The sequence below is a fragment of the Paraburkholderia sp. RAU6.4a genome (genome assembly GCF_050435625.1).
GTDB classification, from domain to species: Bacteria; Pseudomonadota; Gammaproteobacteria; order Burkholderiales; family Burkholderiaceae; genus Paraburkholderia; species Paraburkholderia tuberum.
On record NZ_JBNDKQ010000002.1, the window covers coordinates 4,225,964 to 4,243,588 of the forward strand.

The window sequence follows — 17,625 nt, forward strand, 5'->3', positions numbered from 1 at the left end:
AATGCCTTATTGCGCGGGCGTCCGGACGTTCGGTTCGATCGCAATCGACACCAGCTTTGCGCCGGGGCCGACATGATGCAGATCCAGCTCCTCGCTTCGGCCTTCGATCCAGATGCCATGCATCGGCGACAGCGTGACGTTCTTCAGCAACTCACTCGACAGGCTCCATCGTCCGGAGAGACTGATCAACAGTTGCACGCTTGCTGGCGTGATCCGCAGCGCGTTCGTCGCTACACTGACTTGCGTGCGGCAGGCTTCGCGCCGGGCCATCACGTTGAGTACCTGAACGGGCTTCGTCGGCAAGCTGACCCATACATGCAGGTCGCCGGAGAACTGCACAGGCTGGCCGGTTCGCGCGAGCAACTGGCCATCCTGCGAATGCAGATCGACTGTGCCGTCGTCGATCAGCAGCAGCGTGCGTTCGAAGCCAGGGAATTGCGAAAACCGCGCGGCGCCCTTAAGGTCCGCCAGACTCACGCGCCAGTCGGCTACGCCCGCCGGATTCGCACCACGAGCGAGGGTGCGGGTCGTACCGCCGCCGTTGACCCATGGTTCGGGCGAGACCGACGTGCAGTCGAGAAAGCGGACCGACGGCAGGTTGTCGTCGGCACGATGCGTTTTCAGATGACCCAGCGCTTCGCCGCTATCGCGCGAGATGGGGTTCGGAAGGTCGAGTTCCATCACGCTGCCCCTGCGCCGGCGTGGGCTTCGAGTTCACTTAATACATCGAACAGATCGCCGACGATGCCGTAATCCGCCACCGAAAAAATCGGCGCGTCCGGATCCTTGTTGACGGCGACGATCACCTTCGAATCCTTCATGCCGGCCAGATGCTGGATCGCGCCGGAAATGCCGAATGCGAAGTACACATCGGGTGCGACGGTTTTGCCGGTCTGTCCCACTTGCGTGGCGTTCGGCGCATAACCCGCATCCACGGCGGCTCGCGATGCGCCGAGTGCGGCACCTATGCGATCGGCGAACTCGCCGAGACGGACCATGTTGTCTTTCGATGCCAGTCCGCGGCCGCCCGAGATGACGACACGTGCCGTGCTCAGATCGCGTCCGGATTGTCCGGATGCCTGGCGCTCCAGTAGCTTCGTTTTCTTGAACGCGGCGACCGGTTCCGTTTCGACAATCGCGGCGGCACCGCCCGATGCCCGCGCCGCAACGAAAGATGAGGTTCGTACCGTGGCAAACGTCACGCGCGCTGTGACCGATACTTTGGCGATGACGCTGCCCGCATAAAGACCTCGCGTGAAGCGGCCTTGCGCGTCGATGCCGGTCACGTCCGCGAGAAACGCGCCATCGGTTAGCGCAGCGGCACGCGGCAACGCACTGCGGCCGAGATTGCGGTGACTCGCGACGATCAGCGTGTAATCGTGAGAGACGGCCTGAAGCTGCATGCCGAGCGTTTCGGGTACCTGAACATGAGCCACATCGCCCGTGATGGCGAGCACGCGCTCCACGCCGGTGATGCTGGCCGCAGCGTGGGCGCCTGCTGCCGGTACCAGGACGTCGACCGGCAAACCACGTTGCAACGCCGCAGTGACGGCGCGCCGCGTCGATTCCGCGAGCTCGCCATGCTCCCATTCCCCTACCACAAGGCTTCTCATACCGGTGTTCCCAGGTTGTCCAACGGACGCTGTGCGGCGAGCGCATCCAGCAGCGCGACGGTATTCGCGACCTTGATGCCGCCCTCGCGCACAGGCGGGTCTCGCAGTTCGACGATCGTCGTGCTCGGCGTCAGATCGACGCCGAGCGATGCGCCGTCGATCGTCACAAGCGGTTTCTGCTTCGCCTTGACGATGCTCGGCAGCGTGACGCAACGCGGCTCGGCCAGACGCAAGTCCGCGCTGATAACGCTCGGACCGTCCAGTTCCCACACGGATGTGCCGCCGTCATCGCCACACGTCACCTGCCAGTGAGCGTCGCGTGCGGACAACGCGCTTGCGTTCAGCGCCTGGGACCAGCCAAGCAACGCCGCGAGCATGGCGGCGACGCCGCCAATGTCGTTGTCGATTGCCTGCTTGCCGCATAGGACGAGGCCGAAGTCGCTCGTTGCCATGTACGCGCGCAGCGAGCGCGCGACGGCCAGCGAGTCCACGGTGGCGCTGGCGGCGCCAGTGTCGATCAGCACGGCGTCGTCGGCGCCCATCGCGAGGGCGGTGCGCAACACGTCCTGGCTGGTGGACTGGCCGCACGTCACCACCGTTACCTGGGAGGCCACGCCTGCCTCCCTCAGTTGCAGCGCCTTTTCGACCGCGCATTCGTCGAAGGGGTTGAGCGACATCTTCAAACCGGTTGTGTCGATCGCGCCGCTCGTGCTGACCCGCACGCGCACGTTGGCATCGACGACCCGTTTGACGGGAACGAGAATTCGAATGGTCATGTGGATAGGCTCCGGATCAGGACACGGCGCCCGCGCCGTATTTGCCGACCAGCAGCGCGCCGCTCGCGAACCGGCTCAACGCATAGGGGTCCAGCGAAACGTCAGTGGGCAGTCCGAGCGCATGCTGCGCGAGAATCTTACCGACCCCCGGCGACAGCTTGAAACCGTGTCCCGAGAAACCGAATCCCACCACCAGTCCTTCGATATCGCCAACTGAGCCGAGCACCGGATTCCAGTCGGGCGTGACGTCGTACACACCCGTCCATGACGACGCCAGACCTGCGGTCTCATAAGCGGGAAAGCGTTCGGCGACTTGCGCTCCGACTTCTCCGACGTAATCGAGCGAGATATCGCCTTGCTCGGTCTCCGGCGCATTCAACGTTTCGCCGACCACGCCTTCGGACACGAGCATCTGGCTGCCGCCATAGCTGCGGTAGTAAAGCATCCCGGCTGAGCCAAGATCCTTGAACGCGGGCATCTTGAACGAATAGGCGGCTGCGTCGCATTCCAGTGCAAGCACCGTATGACGTTCAGGCTTGACCGGCAATTCGACGTCCATCCACGCGGCCATCTCCGGCGTCCAGATGTTCTGCGTGCTGATCAGCGCGCCGCAACTGAACGAGCCCGCCGACGTCTGAACCCCAACCACCTTGCGGCCTTCGCGCACTACGCCGGTGACGCTCACGCCCTCCATGATCTTGACGCCTTGCCGGCGCGCCGCGCGAGCGAAGCTGGTCGCAACCAGATACGCGTCGGCGAAGCCCGCTTCCGGCTCGTAGCCGATCAACGCGGCGTCGTCGAATTGCGCGATCGGCAGGCGTTCGCGCGCCTCGGCCCGGTCCAGCAGTTGGACCTCGATACCCATGTCCTGCTGTGCGGTCAACGATGCGCGCAGCGGATCGATCTTGCCGCCGTCCGGTGCGGAAATCATGTAGCCGCATTTGACGAGACCGCACGACGCTTCGTCGTCGCCAACATATTCGGCGAAATTGTTGAAAGCCCACCACGACGAGCGAGCCAGTTCGACGTTCTGTTTCACCGAATAATGGGTGCGCAACAGACCGGACGACTGTGACGTCGTGCCCGCGCCAATGGTGCTGCGTTCAAGCACAAGCACGCTTTTCGCGCCGAGCGCGGCCAGATGATGGGCTACCGAGGCTCCGATCACACCGGCTCCGATCACAACAAAATCGTAATGGCTCATGTGAACCTCTGCGTTGAAGATGGAGCCGATTCTAGGCAACCGAACCCCACGGGACTTTTGTATTAGGCAAACTTATGGTGCAGACCGTGGATTGCTCATGGTCGGCAAGTGCCGGCAGAAAAAAAGCATCATGCACGCTCTTCCGTGACAAAAGAGGGCAAGAAGGCGAAAGGCGCCAGACGCGATAACCAGCGGAGTTTTCATGCGACGAACCCAACCTCCCATCGACCTGCGCGCGTTGCAGGCTTTCATCGCAGTCTGCGAGGCGGGGTCCATGACGGGCGCGGCGAAGCAGTTGGGCGTAAGCCAGAGCGCGATCAGCCAGGCCATTAGCGCGCTGGAGCGCGATCAAGGCGTCGATCTGTTCGATCGCGAAAGCCGGCCGCCACGCCCCAATATCGCTGGACGCGCATTGCTGGAACTGGCCGGTCCGTTGATCGAACATGCGCAGATGGTGAGCGCACGCGTCGGCGATGCGTCGCATGCAGGCAAGCTGCCGGTGCGGCTCGGTTGCGTGGATTCGTTCGCGGCCACCGTGGGGCCCGAACTGATCCGGGCGGTATCGGGCTCGGCGCGGCAGATCTCGCTCTGGTCTGGTCTGACGCCGGGCCTCAGCAAGCAGCTGCACGACCGTGAACTGGACGTGGCGATCTGCACGCAGACGTTATTGAGCGACGCACGGATTGTCGAAGTCCCGCTGTTTTCGGAAGCCTTCGTGGCCGTCGTGGCGCGACGTTATCTCGATCAGCGCAAGAACGTCGACTGGCGCACGCTCGCAGTGGAATTGCCGCTGATCCGCTATACGGCGCGCTCCGTGATCGGCCAGCAGGTTGAGCGGTTCGCGCGGCATCTTGGCATAGAGAGCGCGCGGCGCTATGAATTCGACGCGACCGATCCGCTATTGAGTCTCGTGGCCGCCGGGCTCGGATTCGCCATTTCGACGCCGCTCTGTTTGTGGCAGGCGCGTCATTATCTCGACGACATTGCCGTATTGCCGCTGCCCGATAGCCGTCTTGGGCGTCGTGATTTTTTTCTGCTGCATCGTCAGGGTGAATGGGACGATTTCGCGTCGGAGATCATCACACTCACACGTGGCGTGCTCGATCACAGTATCCGGCCGGCGCTGGCCCGCGTATTGCCGCATTTGCCCGATGGCGCGCTGCGCTGAGAAATAAATTTAAAGGAGTCAACGATGAGCGAGCTTTACAAGCTGCATATCGGCGATGCGCCATTGCTGATTTCGATCCCGCATCTCGGCATGGAGATTCCGTCGTCGTTGAAGCATGGGTATTCGGAGGTGGCACTGAGTGTGGCGGACACCGACTGGCATCTCGACCGTCTCTACGACTTTGCGAAAGCGCTGGGCGCGACCTTGCTGGGTGCGCGACTCTCGCGCTACGTGATCGACCTGAACCGGCCGCCGAACGACGAGAGTCTGTACCCCGGCCAAACGACGACGGGCCTTTGTCCGACGGAAACGTTTCGGGGCGAAGCGGTTTACCGGCCCGGCCAGGAACCCGATCAGGCGGAGAAGCAACGCCGCGTGGCTGCCTATTGGCAGCCATACCACACGGCATTGCAAGCGGAGTTGGCGAGGCTGCGCGAGCGGCATCCGAATGTACTGTTATGGGAAGCACATTCGATCGCGAGCGTACTGCCGCGCCTTTTCGACGCGAAGTTGCCGGATCTCAATCTCGGGACGCAAGACGGCCGCACCGCAAACGCGCTCGTGCAAAACGCAGCCGAACGAGCCGCTGCGGACAGCGCCTATACGTGGGTCGCGAACGGGCGCTTCAAGGGTGGTTATATCACGCGTCACTATGGCGAACCCGAGCGCGGTATCCACGCGGTTCAGCTTGAAATGTGTCAGTGCATCTACATGAATGAAGACGCGCCGTTCTCCTATCACGACGCGCGCGCCGCGGCGCTTCAACCGACGCTGCAACGCATGGTGGGCGGCGCGCTGAATGCGCTCGAGCACCTGTGACCACTTGTATAAGTCATGCTGTTGATGTATCTGAACCCGAGGTGCCGTTCCTGTGCAGCGAGGCACCGCGCAGGTCGGTAAACCGCACTGCTTTGATGCGGTGAGGATCCGCGGAAGTCACCCGTTTCATGCCGTCGGTTCGCCCAAAGTGTTTCCCATCATGAATCTTATGTTCCTACGGGTAATCATGGCATGGAGGTTGCATAAGAGGTAGCGGCGAATGAAGGCGCATCAGTCCCGGTCACCTTCGCCGTACACGAAGATGGACAGGAACTGAATCGGCATTTTGATCAGCCGCTCGGGACCGTGGGGCACGTCGGCCTGGAAGGTGAGGGTGTCGCCGGGATGCAGGATGTACGTTTGCTGGCCGTGCCGGTACTCGATGACACCCTTGAGCATGTGGATGAACTCGGTGCCCTGGTGTTCGAAGACGGGGAAGGTTTCCGATTCATCGTCCATCGTGATCAGGAACGGCTCGAACAGTTTTTTGGGGCCCTGGTCGTAGGCAAGCAGGTGATAGGTGTGGCCGCGTTTGGTGCCTTTACGGACCACCTCCATGCCTTCGCCCTTCTTCACGAGCTGGGCGCCGCCTTCGGGAACGTCGAAGCGGCGGAACAGGGTGGACATCGACACACCGAGCGCATTGGCGATCCGGTTGAGCACGTCGAGCCCGGTGGAAGTCTGGGCGTTCTCGATCTTCGAGAGCATGCCGCGGCTGATCCCGGCCTGCTCCGACACCTGGGCGATGGTCAGCCCGTGGCGCTGGCGAAGTTCGCGGATCGTGGCACCCAGATAGCGTTCGAGCGAGTTTTTGCTGTCTTCGCCGTTTTGCATGGTTGAACCTCGTTGAAAGGCGTGAGGGTAGCAGATAAGAAAGGCCGCATTGCGCCCTGAATGTTTCTTGTTGGGAACTATTGTTGCACGGTAATAAATTTGTATTGATGCTGCGAACAGGCTCGCAGTGGGGTCGTGCAATGGGGCATGACTCGCCAATCAGCCAGCGATGGTGGTGCAAGGAGTGACGATGAACCTGAACGATGCGAGCAAGCTGCCGGTCAACGAGTTGGGTAGCGTGCCCCGCTTTGGCTCGGCTGAAGAGGCCCAGGACTATCTCACGCAACGCGGCGTGAAATACGTGCTGGCGCAATTCGTGGATATTCACGGGGTCGCGAAGGCCAAGTCGGTCCCGGTCGCGCATCTCAAGGGTGTGCTGAAGGCGGGCGCCGGCTTTGCGGGCTTCGCGATCTGGGGCGTGGGCATCGAGCCGAACGGTCCGGACTACATGGCGGTGGGCGATCTGTCGACGCTCACGCCGGTGCCTTGGCAGGACGGTCTCGCGCGAATCGTCTGCGACGGCCACGTCGACGGGCAGCCGTGGGCATACGACTCGCGCGTCACGCTGAAGAAGCAGGTCGCGCGCATGACACAACGCGGCTGGACGCTTTTCACCGGACTGGAGCCGGAGTTCTCGCTGCTCAAGCGCTCGGTGACGGGCGCGATCGAACCGTGCGACCCGAGCGATACGCTCGCCAAGCCGTGCTACGACTACAAGGGACTGTCGCGTACGCGGGTCTTCCTGGAAAGGCTCACCGAATCGATGCGCTCGGTCGGCATCGACGTCTATCAGATCGATCACGAAGACGCGAACGGCCAGTTCGAAATCAACTACACGTATACCGATTGCCTGACTTCGTGTGATCACTACGTGTTCTTCAAGATGGCCGCCTCCGAGATCGCAAACGAGTTAGGCATGATCTGCTCGTTCATGCCCAAACCGTTCGCGAACCGTCCGGGCAACGGCATGCACATGCATATGTCGATCGGCGATGGCGAGCGCAATCTGTTCTCGGACAAAAGCGACAAGCTCGGCATGGGGTTGTCCACGCTCGGCTACCAGTTCACCGCGGGACTGCTCGCGCATGCGCCGGCACTCGCCGCGCTATGCAATCCGACCGTCAATTCGTACAAGCGTCTCGTGGTGGGCCGCTCGCTGACGGGCGCGACATGGGCGCCGGCCTACATCAGCTATGGCGATAACAACCGCTCGACGATGGTGCGCATGCCCGGCGAGCGCATCGAACTGCGTCTGCCCGACGGCGCGTGCAATCCGTATCTCGCGACGGCCGCCGTGATCGCGGCGGGTCTCGACGGCGTCGAACGTGAATTGCCACCGGGTGCACCGGCCAATGAAAACCTCTACGACTGGTCGCCCGCGAAGTTGCGCGAGCACCAGATCGGCATCCTGCCGCAGAACCTCGAACAGGCGCTCGACGCACTCGAAAGTGATCGACTGATCTGCGATGCGCTCGGCCCCGTCGCCGACGAATTCATCAAGCTCAAGCGGATGGAATGGCTCGAGTACATGCGTCATGTCTCGGACTGGGAAATGAAAAGTTATCTGGAATTCTTCTAAGGGGTACGACTATGTGTGGAATTGTAGGCTTGCTGGTCAAGACGCAGGCACTGCGCGCGCAACTCGGTCAATTGATGGTGCCGATGCTGATCGGCATGACCGAGCGCGGCCCGGACTCGGCCGGACTCGCCGTGTTCGGCAGCGCGGTCGACGAAAGCCAGCGCAAGCTGAGCCTGTATGCGGGCTTTACTGACGCGGGAAACGACTTCGACTGGAACGCGTTGATCGATGCGCTCAACGGCGCGATCGAAATGAATGCGCGCGTTGAGGCGAAAGGCAATCATGCGGTGCTGACGGTGAATGGCAATGTTGACGCTGTAAAGGCGTGGCTCACCGAGCATTTTCCGAAGCTGTTTCTGCTGTCCACCGGACGTTCGATCGATCTGTACAAGGACATCGGCTCACCTGCCGACGTCGCGCAACGTTACGACTTCTCGAAGCTGACCGGCTCGCATCTCGTCGGCCATACGCGGATGGCGACCGAGTCGGCGGTCACGCCGGATCGCGCGCACCCGTTCACGGCCGGCGAAGACTTCTGCCTCGTGCATAACGGCTCGCTCTCGAATGCGCATGGCGTGCGCCGCAAGCTGGAGCCGCAAGGTATCCGCTTCGAGACGGACAACGACACCGAAGCCGCGTGCCGCTTTCTCGAATGGCGGCTGCGTGAAGGGGATGAACTGCCGGTCGCGTTGCAGAAGGGCTTCGAAGAACTCGACGGCTTCTACACGTTCCTGATGGGCACCTCGACCGAACTCGCGCTGATTCGCGATCCGTTCGCGTGCAAACCCGCGGTGGTCGCGGAAAACGACGACTACGTCGCGATTGCCTCCGAGTTCCGCTCGCTCGCGCACTTGCCGGATATCAAAAACGCCAGGGTATTCGAACCCGCACCCGAGGAGATGTATGTATGGAAAGCATGAAGTTCGACCTTGAGGGGTCGTCGGTCCGCGCGCTGAACCAGTACCTGCATGGCGCGAAAGAAGCGCTCGAAGGCGTGAAGGTCGACATTGCGTCGCCGAACGGCGCGCACAACATCGCGGTGGGCGTCAACGCGCACGTGACGGTCACGGTGCAAGGACACGCCGGTTATTACGTGGGCGGCATGAACCAGCTCGCGACGATCATCGTGGAAGGCAGCGCCGGCACCGGCGTCGCGGAAAACATGATGAGCGGCAAGGTCCACGTGAAGGGCTTTGCATCGAACGGCGCGGGAGCTTCCGCACATGGCGGCCTGCTCGTGATCGACGGCGATGCGGGCTTGCGCTGCGGGATTTCGCTCAAGGGCGGCGATATCGTGGTCGGCGGCTCGGTGGGCAGTTTCTCCGCCTTCATGGCTCAGGCGGGGCGCATGGTGATCTGCGGCGATGCGGGCGATGCCTTGGGCGACTCATTGTACGAAGCCGTGCTGTATGTGCGTGGCGAGGTGAAGTCGCTCGGCGCGGATGCGCAGTACGAACCGATGACCGACGCGGACGTGACGGCGGTCGAAGCGTTGCTCGACGCGGCGGGCCTCGATCACGATCCGCGCTCGTTCAAGCGCATTGCATCGGCGCGCACGCTCTACCACTGGAACGCTGACGCGGACCAGGAGTATTGAGCGCTGCCTGCAGCTGCAACCGAACAACCAGTTCACAGAGAAGATTTCCATGGAAGCCAAACCCATCCATTTCGCCCGCTTGCAGCAGGAAGAGTCGCAAGGCTACGACCGCAAGACAATTGACTACATCCACACCGCCGCGCAGCGCGGACTCTATGAAATTCGCGGTCTCGGAGCGAAACGCCGCGTGCCGCATTTCGACGATCTGCTGTTTCTCGGCGCGTCGCTCTCGCGCTATCCGCTCGAAGGATATCGCGAGAAGTGTACGACACAAACGGTGCTCGGCACGCGCTTCGCGAAGAAGCCCGTTGTGCTGGATATTCCGATCACGATTGCGGGCATGAGCTTCGGCGCGCTGTCGGCGAACGTGAAGGAAGCGCTCGGCCAGGCGGCCACCGCGATGGGCACGTCCACAACCACCGGCGACGGCGGCATGACGCAGGAAGAAAGACGCTCATCGAAGACGCTAGTGTATCAGTGCCTGCCGTCGCGTTACGGCTGGAATCCCGACGACGTGCGCCGCGCCGATGCGATCGAAGTCGTGATCGGTCAAGGCGCGAAGCCGGGCGGCGGCGGCATGCTGCTCGGGCAGAAGGTGAACCCGCGCGTCGCCTCCATGCGCACACTGCCCGCGGGCGTCGACCAGCGCTCGGCGAGCCGTCATCCGGACTGGACCGGTCCCGACGATCTGGCGATCAAGATTCAGGAATTGCGCGAAATCACCGACTGGGAAAAACCGATCTACGTGAAAGTCGGCGCGACGCGCACGTTCAACGACGTCAAGCTGGCCGTGCATGCCGGCGCCGATGTCGTGGTGATCGACGGCATGCAGGGCGGCACCGCCGCCACGCAAACGTGTTTCATCGAGAACGTGGGTATTCCAACGCTGGCTGCGGTTCGTCAGGCCGTGGACGCGCTCGAGGACCTGAACATGAAGGGCACGGTGCAACTGGTCGTGTCGGGCGGTATCCGCTCCGGCGCGGACGTGGCCAAGGCGCTCGCCATGGGCGCCGATGCGGTCGCGATCGGGCAGGGCATGTTGATGGCGCTCGGCTGCAATAGCGACACGTACTTCCAGAACGGCGCGCTGCATCCGGCGACTGCGGACTATGCCGCGCTCGGCACGTCGCCAGGGTTCTGTCATCACTGCCACACCGGCAAGTGCCCGGTCGGCGTGACGACACAGGACGCCGTGCTCGAACAGCGCGTGCAGGCGGAAGAAGGATCGCGCCGCGTGCGCAACTACCTGAAGACGCTGAACATGGAACTGACGACGATAGCGCGCGCCTGCGGCAAGCAGAACGTGCATCACCTCGAGCCGGAGGACCTCGTTGCGTTGACGGTGGAAGCCGCTGCCATGGCGCGTATTCCGCTCGCCGGTACGTCGTGGATTCCGGGGCAGACGTACTGATCGGTGCAGGATTCGACGCCCGGTGCGGGGCTCGCAATGCGAGTAACGCCGGGCGTCGGGACTGTCGCGGAGGTTGATGCATTGTGTGCGGCGCTAACGCAGGACCGCGCCGAGGCGGTCGGGTATCGCCGCTGGTTTAGACCAGCGTAGCAGTCGCCATTGGATTCTGTTTTACCCCACACTCATCACGGTCACCGCCTGCTTGCGCATGGTCCATCGCGCACGAGCACGCTTCGACGTTTTCTACAGGATCGCGCAATGAAAAGACTGAACAGGGTTTTTGCGTTACTCATGATGCTGGCGTTCGCTGTGCCGGTGTACTCGCAGAACGCCGCAGCCGCACCAGTGCCGAACAAGGGCGATACCGCCTGGATGATCGTCGCCACTCTGCTCGTCGTGATGATGGCCGCGCCGGGCCTCGGGTTGTTTTACGGCGGCATGGTGCGTGCCAAGAACATGTTGTCCGTGCTGATGCAGACACTCGTGGTGTTCTGCCTGCTTGGCGTATTGTGGGCCGTGTATGGCTACAGCATCGCCTTCACCGAGGGCAATGCCTTCTTCGGCGGTTTGAGCAAGGCGTTTCTTGCCGGCATTACGCCGGACTCGACGGCGTCGACGTTCAGCAAGGGTGTCGTGATTCCGGAATTCATCTATGTGTCATTCCAGTTGACGTTCGCGGCGATTACCCCGGCGTTGATCATCGGCGGCATCGCTGAGCGCGCCAAATTCTCCGCGGTGCTGCTTTTCATGGTGCTGTGGTTCACGTTCTCATATCTTCCGATTGCACATATGGTCTGGTACTGGCCTGGTCCCGATGCCTACACAAGCGCTGCCGCGGGCGAAAAGGCGACCGCGACCGCGGGCTTCCTGTTCCAGAAGGGTGCGATCGATTTTGCGGGCGGCACGGTGGTGCACATTAACGCGGGCATCGCGGCGCTGGTCGGCGCGGTCATGATCGGCAAGCGTACCGGTTTCGGTCGCGAAACGATGGCACCGCATAACCTCACGATGACAATGGTGGGCGGATCGCTGCTGTGGGTCGGCTGGTTCGGTTTTAACGTCGGCTCGAACCTCGAAGCCAGTGGCGCGGCCACGCTGGCGTTCATCACGACCCTGCTCGCCACATGCGCGGCCACCGTATCGTGGACGCTGGTGGAATGGGTGCTGAAGAAGAAGCCGTCGATGCTCGGCGCGGTGTCCGGCGCGATTGCCGGACTCGTCGTGATCACGCCCGCATGCGGCTACGTCGGGCCCATGGGGGCGATCGTGATGGGCTTGATAGCCGGGGCCGTCTGCTACTGGGGCGTGAACGGGCTAAAGCGTCTGCTTGGTGTCGACGACTCGCTCGACGTGTTTGGTGTGCACTGTCTCGGGGGAGTGGTTGGCGCACTGCTGACGGGCGTGTTTGCGTCGCCGAGACTCGGTGGCACCGGTGTCTACGATTATGTCGCTAACAAGGTCGGCGACTACGATATGTTCGCCCAGTTGATCGCGCAGTGTTGGGGCGTGGGTATCTCCCTGGTCTGGTCGGCGGTGGTATCGATCGTCGCGTTCAAGCTGGTCGACATGACGGTCGGACTGCGTATCGAACAGGAGGGTGAGCGGGAAGGGCTCGATGTCAGTTCGCATGGGGAATCAGCCTACCATTCCTGACATTCGGCAGCGTGAAGGAGCTGGCTTTGGGGTGCAAAAATTGGCACTACGTGGCCGGTGACAAGGGACATGAAAGGTGCCGGCTCTTATGCTGCATGTCACGAATGTTGATTCGAGCGATAGACGTCGGCAATCAAGCGTAGAGTGAGAGACCATCTCGCCAGCAGCTGCAACGAAAATTCCCGTCCTGTGGCCCCAAAATGTCGACCGCACCTTGGACAACCAGGCATGGTCGCATGCATGCTCCACGTTAGCCGGAAACAACCTCCCGCGAGGGCTCCGCGGCTCGGTCGGGTCCGGCGGTGCGAGGTCGCCGTGTTCCGGCTGGCGCCATGCTGATGTAATGGCACCAGGCCTGCATCATTTCGCGCCGCTTCTCAAACATGTCGCTGCGGAAGTAGGCGGCTTCTGCCTTGTTGCTCAGCGTATGCGCAAGCGCTGCTTCGGCGAGCTCGCGAGGGTAGGCAGTCATTTCGGCACACCAGTCGCGGAACGTGGAGCGGAATCCGTGAACCGTCAGTTCCGGATAGCCTGCCTTGCGCAGCAACTGAAGCATGGCCATGTTCGACAGGCCGGTTCCCGCCTTCCATCCCGGGAAAACGAAATCGCTCCTGCGTGCTTTCTTCATCTGCGTCAGAAGTTCGATCGCGCGGCTGGACAGCGGGACCCGGTGTTCGCGCTTCGCCTTCATCCGTGTCTTCGGAATGATCCATACCGCCTCCCGCAGATTGATCTCTTCCCAGGTGGCTGCGATGACCTCGCCGGTGCGCGTCGCAGTAAGAATCGTGAATTCGAGCGCTCGCGCCGTCACGCCGGGCTGCGCATGCAGCCCGGTGACAAACGCGTGGATGTCCTTGAAGGGAAGGGCTGCGTGATGTTTCTGCCGTTGTACCGAGGCGGGACGGGGCAACAGGGTATCAAGATGATTACGCCAGGTCGCCGGGTTGTCGCCGGTGCGCAGGCCGCGGGTTCTGGCCCACGCCAGCACGCGCTCCAGGCGGCCGCGTACGCGGGACGCAGTTTCGTTCTTGCTGACCCAGATCGGTTCCAGGATCTGCACGATATGCTGGGTATCGACAAGCCCGACATCGAGCTTGCCGATGACGGGCATCGCGTAAGTGTCGAGGGTATTGGTCCACTGGTCGGCGTGCTTGGGGTTTTTCCACCCCGGGCTGTGCATGGCAATATATTGACCAGTTGTATTCCTGCGATATCACGTATTTGCCGACGACGATCCGTGGGCATTACTTTTATCTGTGCCTGTTTCTGGATGTATTCGCAAGATCGTGGGTTGACAGATCTATGCGGAGGAAAGCAGCGCGCTGACCAGCGAGGTTCTCAGGGACCTCTGCCCGCGTGAAGCGATACAGCCTGACCGGGTGATTCTGCATTCGGATAACGGCGGCCCGATGAAAGGCGCGGCGATGCTTGCCACACTCCAGGCGCTGGGTGTCATGCCGTCGTTGAGTCGCCCGGGCGTGAGCAACGACAACCCCTGTTCCGAGTCGCTGTTCAAGCCCATGAAGTACCGGCCCGCTTACCCGCAAGGCGTTCGATACCCGTTCGCCGCGCGCAGCTGGGTGGGCGGCTCGCGCGAGCGCGACCCTTAATTCTGTGCCTGAGTGCAGTGCGGATTGCACGTCATGCGCTTTGAGGGATATTTATCACCGGCTCTACTCCTATCCGACGAGCGTTATTCGCGTGAATCAGATTCGTGTTTGGCCCCGGTGCGCAGATCTTCGCCGCGGATCGGGTGCTGTGAGCCGGTGGCTATACAGAGGTACTGAAGGCGCCTAAAGCGCGTAACCAATCGCAATGCCGTTCGGCAATCTTGCCGACGTATCCCGACGAGAGCGGGTCGGCTACATACATAGGTATTCGAATATGCCGACGTTAGCCTAACCGAACGGAAATGAAGCCTTCATTGATCAGGCCATGACCTTCACAAAGGATGAGGAAGTTATGACGATTGTGGGAATGTCGTTGAGAAATATGGTGGAGGGTTGGCGCCCGACCCGAAGAGAGGATTTCGAGTCAGCCATTACGGACGATCCAGCACGGGACGTTACGTTTGCGTCGTCGCAGACAACGGAGGCGGGTCAAGGGCGATGTTCTTTTTTCGACACCGAAACGGAAAATGGTGCGTCTTTCCACCCGATCCAGAGAGACCTGCCATACGCATCGCCGAGATTTCGTATGCCCGGGACTGAGGGTGAAAACAAGCGTCAGGCTGAACATTCAGAGCTCGGTCGGTGCCACCGACGATGCGCCAGGGACTTTCTTCGTGTGCTGTGGGTGAGCGATCGTTGATCGCGGTCAGTTTTTCCACGTCCTGATCGTGGTTGCGTGGCCGGTTCGCTGCGATCATCGAACACGTGCCGGCCGGGAACCGGTGAATGCGTGTTCCGCGCCACGCGCGGCTACGCGGCGTGCAGCGAAAAGTACGTGTGGATGTTTAGCATATCGAGGTGAATATGGAGCCGTCCGAAAATCCTGCTCACGAACTGCCCACATCCGCACCGATTCGGCTTGCCGGGCGGGAGGCCTGTGACAGTAAGTGTGACGCGTGCAACGCGAATTTCGACGGTCAGAGAAAGAGGGAAGATCGTCCACGTTCGTGCCAGCGGTCGATGCCCACGCGAATCGACGCGCCAGCGGAGCCTGCCGGATCGGTCGGGGAGCTCTGCGTCGTCGCAACGATCGTGAGTGGACGCTTTCTGTGAACACTTGGGCGGCGAGCAGTTCAGACGATTCAGCGGTCACTCATCCTGAACAGGATGTGGCGCGTTCGGGAAGATGAACGTCTGAGAAAACGCATTTTTTTTGCGTTAATCCGAGGGGCGGTCTGGCTATTCGCGATTATCGGCCATCTATTGCTCACAGTGGCTGTTGCAACGGAAATGTGCAAAGCTCGATTTGTGGCACTAACCGCCCAAGTCACCTCGGGAAATCTACGGGCGGACGGCGCCGCATCCAGTGGGCTCGCGTTGTAGTAGCAATATTCCGAAGTCGTGAACTTGCGCTGCGGGACAAGAATGTGCGGGATTAGCATGTATCGCAGATATTGAGCCGACGGTGCAAGCGTGGCACGCAAGCGCGATGCTAGATGCGGGTTCTGGCTTTCGGCCCGCCGACCGCCGATTTGTTTAACCATCACCGGCCCTCGACATCGGCTAAGCGGAATTGTCTCGAGGAAGCCGGACATTTCGTTACCGCGGTTTTTTGTGACGGCATGGAGTCTCAAGTTGGATGCAATCGTCGTTGGAGCGGGAGTAATAGGAATCACCGCGGCATTGGAACTTCAACAGCGTGGGTTGAAGGTCATGCTGCTGGACCAGCAGTCTGTCGCGCAGGGCTGCAGCTTTGTCAGTGCGGGCGTGATCTACCCAGACGCATTCCCGTCCAGCACGTACTATCGCATTCCGGAGCTTCCCGCCGCTTTCTTCAAGGCTAGTTCGTCTGCCGCCCTCGATTGGCGATCAGCTCCAGGCCTGCTTTCGTGGTGTGTTCAATACGCGAGAGCAACGCGGTCGGACATCGTCTGGCATGGCACGGACCTACTTCATGAACTCTGTCGGGACTCACTTCGTTCTCTCGAACTGCTGCTTGGCTCGGACCTGCCGCCCCTCAGCAGATGCGGTCACCTGGCGGTTCATCTCTCCTCTTGCGAAGTCGATCGGGCAACATGTCTGAACTCGATTCGCACGTCGCTCGGCGCGGCTGTCAGGATAGTGTCTGGCGGAGAACTGGCCGCGTTAGAGCCTGCGATTTGCCGTCTCGCGCTTGGGCCAAGTGCGGCCGGAGCTACCTTCCTGGCAGGGGCGGCTCACGTGACAGATACCGCTGCGTTTGTTGCCAGTCTTGCGGACGTATTTGTCCAACGCGGCGGGCTCCTGTGCTTCGACAGGGTACAGGGCCTTAATAGCGCAGGATGCGGAAAGGTCGCCGTGAAGTGTGCCCGGGGAGACTACTCACCCGGAACCGTTGTTCTCGCGACCGGCGCACACTCGAACCGGCTTCTGGCAGATTGCGATCATCGCATTCCGCTAGTTGCCGAAACCGGGTACCACATCGAGTTGGACGTCGAGCCCGGATTTATCAGTAGGCCTGTTTCGCTATCAGGCCTTGGCGTGATTCTGACGCCGAGTGAACGCGGAGCCAGGATTTCCGGCCTCAGTCACTTCGGGCTGCCAGGTTTCCGAGCGCGGCCCGACCTGCTGTTATCCGCGCTGGATCGCGTGCGCAAATCCCTGCCGGGTCTCAGAGCTCGACCAGGATTCGAGGTACCGCAGCGGTGAGCGCCCCAGTACACCGGACTCCTTGCCGGTCATCGAGCGCGTTCCAGGCCATCGTTCCATCTTTGTGTCCACCGGGCACGGGCATCTGGGCCTCACGCTGGCTGCCGTCTCGTCGGGCATCCTTGCGGATCTGGTGACGAATGGCTCATCGAGCTATGAAAGCGAACTCAGCTCCCAAAGGTTCAGCAGAAGTACTAACAGCGAGGCAGTTTTGCGAGCGGCATAAACGGCAGAAGAGCATGTTTGCCGACAATGTCACGGCGAGTGACGAAACGGCGGAACTCGCGCAGCGGATACGCGGTGATCGCATCAAAGCGTTGAATCGATTTGCGGGGCGCCGGCGGGATTCAACATGCCGAATGCGGGAGCGCCGCAATCCATGATTGACAGCTGGCAAGGCACAGCTGGAAAGAGAGCGTCACATCTGCGAGATCCGTACGATCGCCGCACTGAGGTTGAAACAGGATGGAGAAAGTCATGGGAAGCGTAGGAAGGTCGTTGAGAAATATGGTTCAGGATTGGCTGGCACCCGATCCCAAACGAGGGTTTAGAGTCAGTCACGTCGGACGATCCGGACACGGGCGCTACGTTTGTGTCGTCGCAGACAATGGGGCGGGCTCAAGGGCAATGTTCTTTTTTCGCCACCGTGACGGGTCATGGTGCATCTTCCCGC

At 61.4% G+C, this 17,625-nt stretch carries 15 protein-coding genes and 1 pseudogene; 10 read left to right on the plus strand and 6 right to left on the minus strand.

Annotation, left to right across the window (positions count from 1 at the left end):
- Window positions 1-6 precede the first annotated feature (6 nt).
- From OKW40_RS24275 to OKW40_RS24290, 4 genes are read right to left on the minus strand one after another with little or no spacing between them, the layout of a single operon-like run.
- Window positions 7-681, minus strand: a complete 675-nt coding sequence (locus OKW40_RS24275) for a HutD/Ves family protein (protein WP_429491900.1) — start codon at window positions 679-681, stop codon at window positions 7-9.
- Entirely contained in the window at window positions 681-1,613 is a 933-nt protein-coding gene (locus OKW40_RS24280) for an electron transfer flavoprotein subunit alpha/FixB family protein (protein WP_429355301.1), read from the minus strand. The genes OKW40_RS24275 and OKW40_RS24280 overlap by 1 nt, the downstream gene beginning before the upstream one ends.
- Window positions 1,610-2,383, minus strand: coding sequence for an electron transfer flavoprotein subunit beta/FixA family protein (locus tag OKW40_RS24285; RefSeq protein ID WP_429492051.1), 774 nt, complete (start codon window positions 2,381-2,383; stop codon window positions 1,610-1,612). Before OKW40_RS24285 ends, OKW40_RS24280 begins: the two co-directional genes overlap by 4 nt.
- A 22-nt stretch (window positions 2,384-2,405) precedes the next feature.
- Complete coding sequence (locus tag OKW40_RS24290; RefSeq protein WP_102633961.1) at window positions 2,406-3,593, minus strand: NAD(P)/FAD-dependent oxidoreductase; 1,188 nt, start codon at window positions 3,591-3,593, stop codon at window positions 2,406-2,408.
- A 202-nt stretch (window positions 3,594-3,795) separates the two neighbouring features.
- Between OKW40_RS24290 and OKW40_RS24295 the strand changes: the two genes are divergently transcribed.
- Together OKW40_RS24295 and hutG are read left to right on the plus strand one after the other, a co-directional pair.
- On the plus strand, window positions 3,796-4,761 hold the full coding sequence (locus tag OKW40_RS24295) for a LysR family transcriptional regulator (protein WP_184063043.1): 966 nt from the start codon (window positions 3,796-3,798) through the stop codon (window positions 4,759-4,761).
- A 24-nt stretch (window positions 4,762-4,785) separates the two neighbouring features.
- Window positions 4,786-5,580 (plus strand): N-formylglutamate deformylase, encoded by a 795-nt coding sequence (hutG, locus tag OKW40_RS24300; protein ID WP_184063041.1) that lies wholly within the window; start codon window positions 4,786-4,788, stop codon window positions 5,578-5,580.
- A 231-nt stretch (window positions 5,581-5,811) separates the two neighbouring features.
- On the opposite strand, the gene OKW40_RS24305 is transcribed toward hutG, so the two are convergent.
- Complete coding sequence (locus OKW40_RS24305; protein ID WP_184063039.1) at window positions 5,812-6,414, minus strand: helix-turn-helix domain-containing protein; 603 nt, start codon at window positions 6,412-6,414, stop codon at window positions 5,812-5,814.
- A 190-nt stretch (window positions 6,415-6,604) separates the two neighbouring features.
- Between OKW40_RS24305 and glnT the strand changes: the two genes are divergently transcribed.
- The 5 genes from glnT (at window position 6,605) to OKW40_RS24330 (ending at window position 12,654) form a co-directional block, all read left to right on the plus strand.
- Window positions 6,605-7,993: a type III glutamate--ammonia ligase gene (gene glnT / locus OKW40_RS24310; protein ID WP_429491902.1), complete on the plus strand. Its 1,389-nt coding sequence runs from the start codon at window positions 6,605-6,607 to the stop codon at window positions 7,991-7,993.
- A gap of 11 nt (window positions 7,994-8,004) precedes the next feature.
- A complete protein-coding gene (locus OKW40_RS24315; protein WP_429491904.1) occupies window positions 8,005-8,913 on the plus strand; it encodes a class II glutamine amidotransferase in 909 nt (302 codons plus the stop codon).
- The gene (locus OKW40_RS24320) at window positions 8,901-9,590 is read left to right on the plus strand and encodes a protein glxC (RefSeq protein WP_429491906.1); all 690 of its coding nucleotides are present in this window, start codon (window positions 8,901-8,903) and stop codon (window positions 9,588-9,590) included. Before OKW40_RS24315 ends, OKW40_RS24320 begins: the two co-directional genes overlap by 13 nt.
- Window positions 9,591-9,639: 49 nt before the next feature.
- Window positions 9,640-11,001, plus strand: a complete 1,362-nt coding sequence (locus OKW40_RS24325; protein WP_429406338.1) for an FMN-binding glutamate synthase family protein — start codon at window positions 9,640-9,642, stop codon at window positions 10,999-11,001.
- Between the two features lie 291 nt (window positions 11,002-11,292).
- Window positions 11,293-12,654, plus strand: coding sequence for an ammonium transporter (locus OKW40_RS24330; protein ID WP_429492053.1), 1,362 nt, complete (start codon window positions 11,293-11,295; stop codon window positions 12,652-12,654).
- 250 nt (window positions 12,655-12,904) lie between these two features.
- On the opposite strand, the gene OKW40_RS24335 is transcribed toward OKW40_RS24330, so the two are convergent.
- The gene (locus OKW40_RS24335; protein WP_429491908.1) at window positions 12,905-13,834 is read right to left on the minus strand and encodes a tyrosine-type recombinase/integrase; all 930 of its coding nucleotides are present in this window, start codon (window positions 13,832-13,834) and stop codon (window positions 12,905-12,907) included.
- Between the two features lie 11 nt (window positions 13,835-13,845).
- On the opposite strand from OKW40_RS24335, the pseudogene OKW40_RS24340 reads away from it, so the two are divergent.
- From OKW40_RS24340 to OKW40_RS24350, 3 genes and pseudogenes are all read left to right on the plus strand, one after another.
- Window positions 13,846-14,237, plus strand: a pseudogene (locus OKW40_RS24340) (transposase); the annotation flags it as partial.
- A 1,641-nt stretch (window positions 14,238-15,878) separates the two neighbouring features.
- Complete coding sequence (locus OKW40_RS24345; protein WP_429491910.1) at window positions 15,879-16,952, plus strand: NAD(P)/FAD-dependent oxidoreductase; 1,074 nt, start codon at window positions 15,879-15,881, stop codon at window positions 16,950-16,952.
- Window positions 16,888-17,178, plus strand: coding sequence for an FAD-dependent oxidoreductase (locus OKW40_RS24350; protein ID WP_429492055.1), 291 nt, complete (start codon window positions 16,888-16,890; stop codon window positions 17,176-17,178). Before OKW40_RS24345 ends, OKW40_RS24350 begins: the two co-directional genes overlap by 65 nt.
- Window positions 17,179-17,625: the final 447 nt, after the last annotated feature.

Excerpts from the sequence above, each read along its gene's own strand:
- OKW40_RS24275 (WP_429491900.1), bottom strand. The coding sequence starts at position 681 with ATGGAACTCGACCTTCCGAACCCCATCTCGCGCGATAGCGGCGAAGCG.
- OKW40_RS24280 (WP_429355301.1), bottom strand. The coding sequence starts at position 1,613 with ATGAGAAGCCTTGTGGTAGGGGAATGGGAGCATGGCGAGCTCGCGGAA.
- OKW40_RS24290 (WP_102633961.1), bottom strand. The coding sequence starts at position 3,593 with ATGAGCCATTACGATTTTGTTGTGATCGGAGCCGGTGTGATCGGAGCC.
- OKW40_RS24295 (WP_184063043.1), top strand. The coding sequence starts at position 3,796 with ATGCGACGAACCCAACCTCCCATCGACCTGCGCGCGTTGCAGGCTTTC.
- hutG (WP_184063041.1), top strand. The coding sequence starts at position 4,786 with ATGAGCGAGCTTTACAAGCTGCATATCGGCGATGCGCCATTGCTGATT.
- OKW40_RS24305 (WP_184063039.1), bottom strand. The coding sequence starts at position 6,414 with ATGCAAAACGGCGAAGACAGCAAAAACTCGCTCGAACGCTATCTGGGT.
- glnT (WP_429491902.1), top strand. The coding sequence starts at position 6,605 with ATGAACCTGAACGATGCGAGCAAGCTGCCGGTCAACGAGTTGGGTAGC.
- OKW40_RS24315 (WP_429491904.1), top strand. The coding sequence starts at position 8,005 with ATGTGTGGAATTGTAGGCTTGCTGGTCAAGACGCAGGCACTGCGCGCG.
- OKW40_RS24320 (WP_429491906.1), top strand. The coding sequence starts at position 8,901 with ATGGAAAGCATGAAGTTCGACCTTGAGGGGTCGTCGGTCCGCGCGCTG.
- OKW40_RS24325 (WP_429406338.1), top strand. The coding sequence starts at position 9,640 with ATGGAAGCCAAACCCATCCATTTCGCCCGCTTGCAGCAGGAAGAGTCG.
- OKW40_RS24330 (WP_429492053.1), top strand. The coding sequence starts at position 11,293 with ATGATGCTGGCGTTCGCTGTGCCGGTGTACTCGCAGAACGCCGCAGCC.
- OKW40_RS24335 (WP_429491908.1), bottom strand. The coding sequence starts at position 13,834 with ATGCACAGCCCGGGGTGGAAAAACCCCAAGCACGCCGACCAGTGGACC.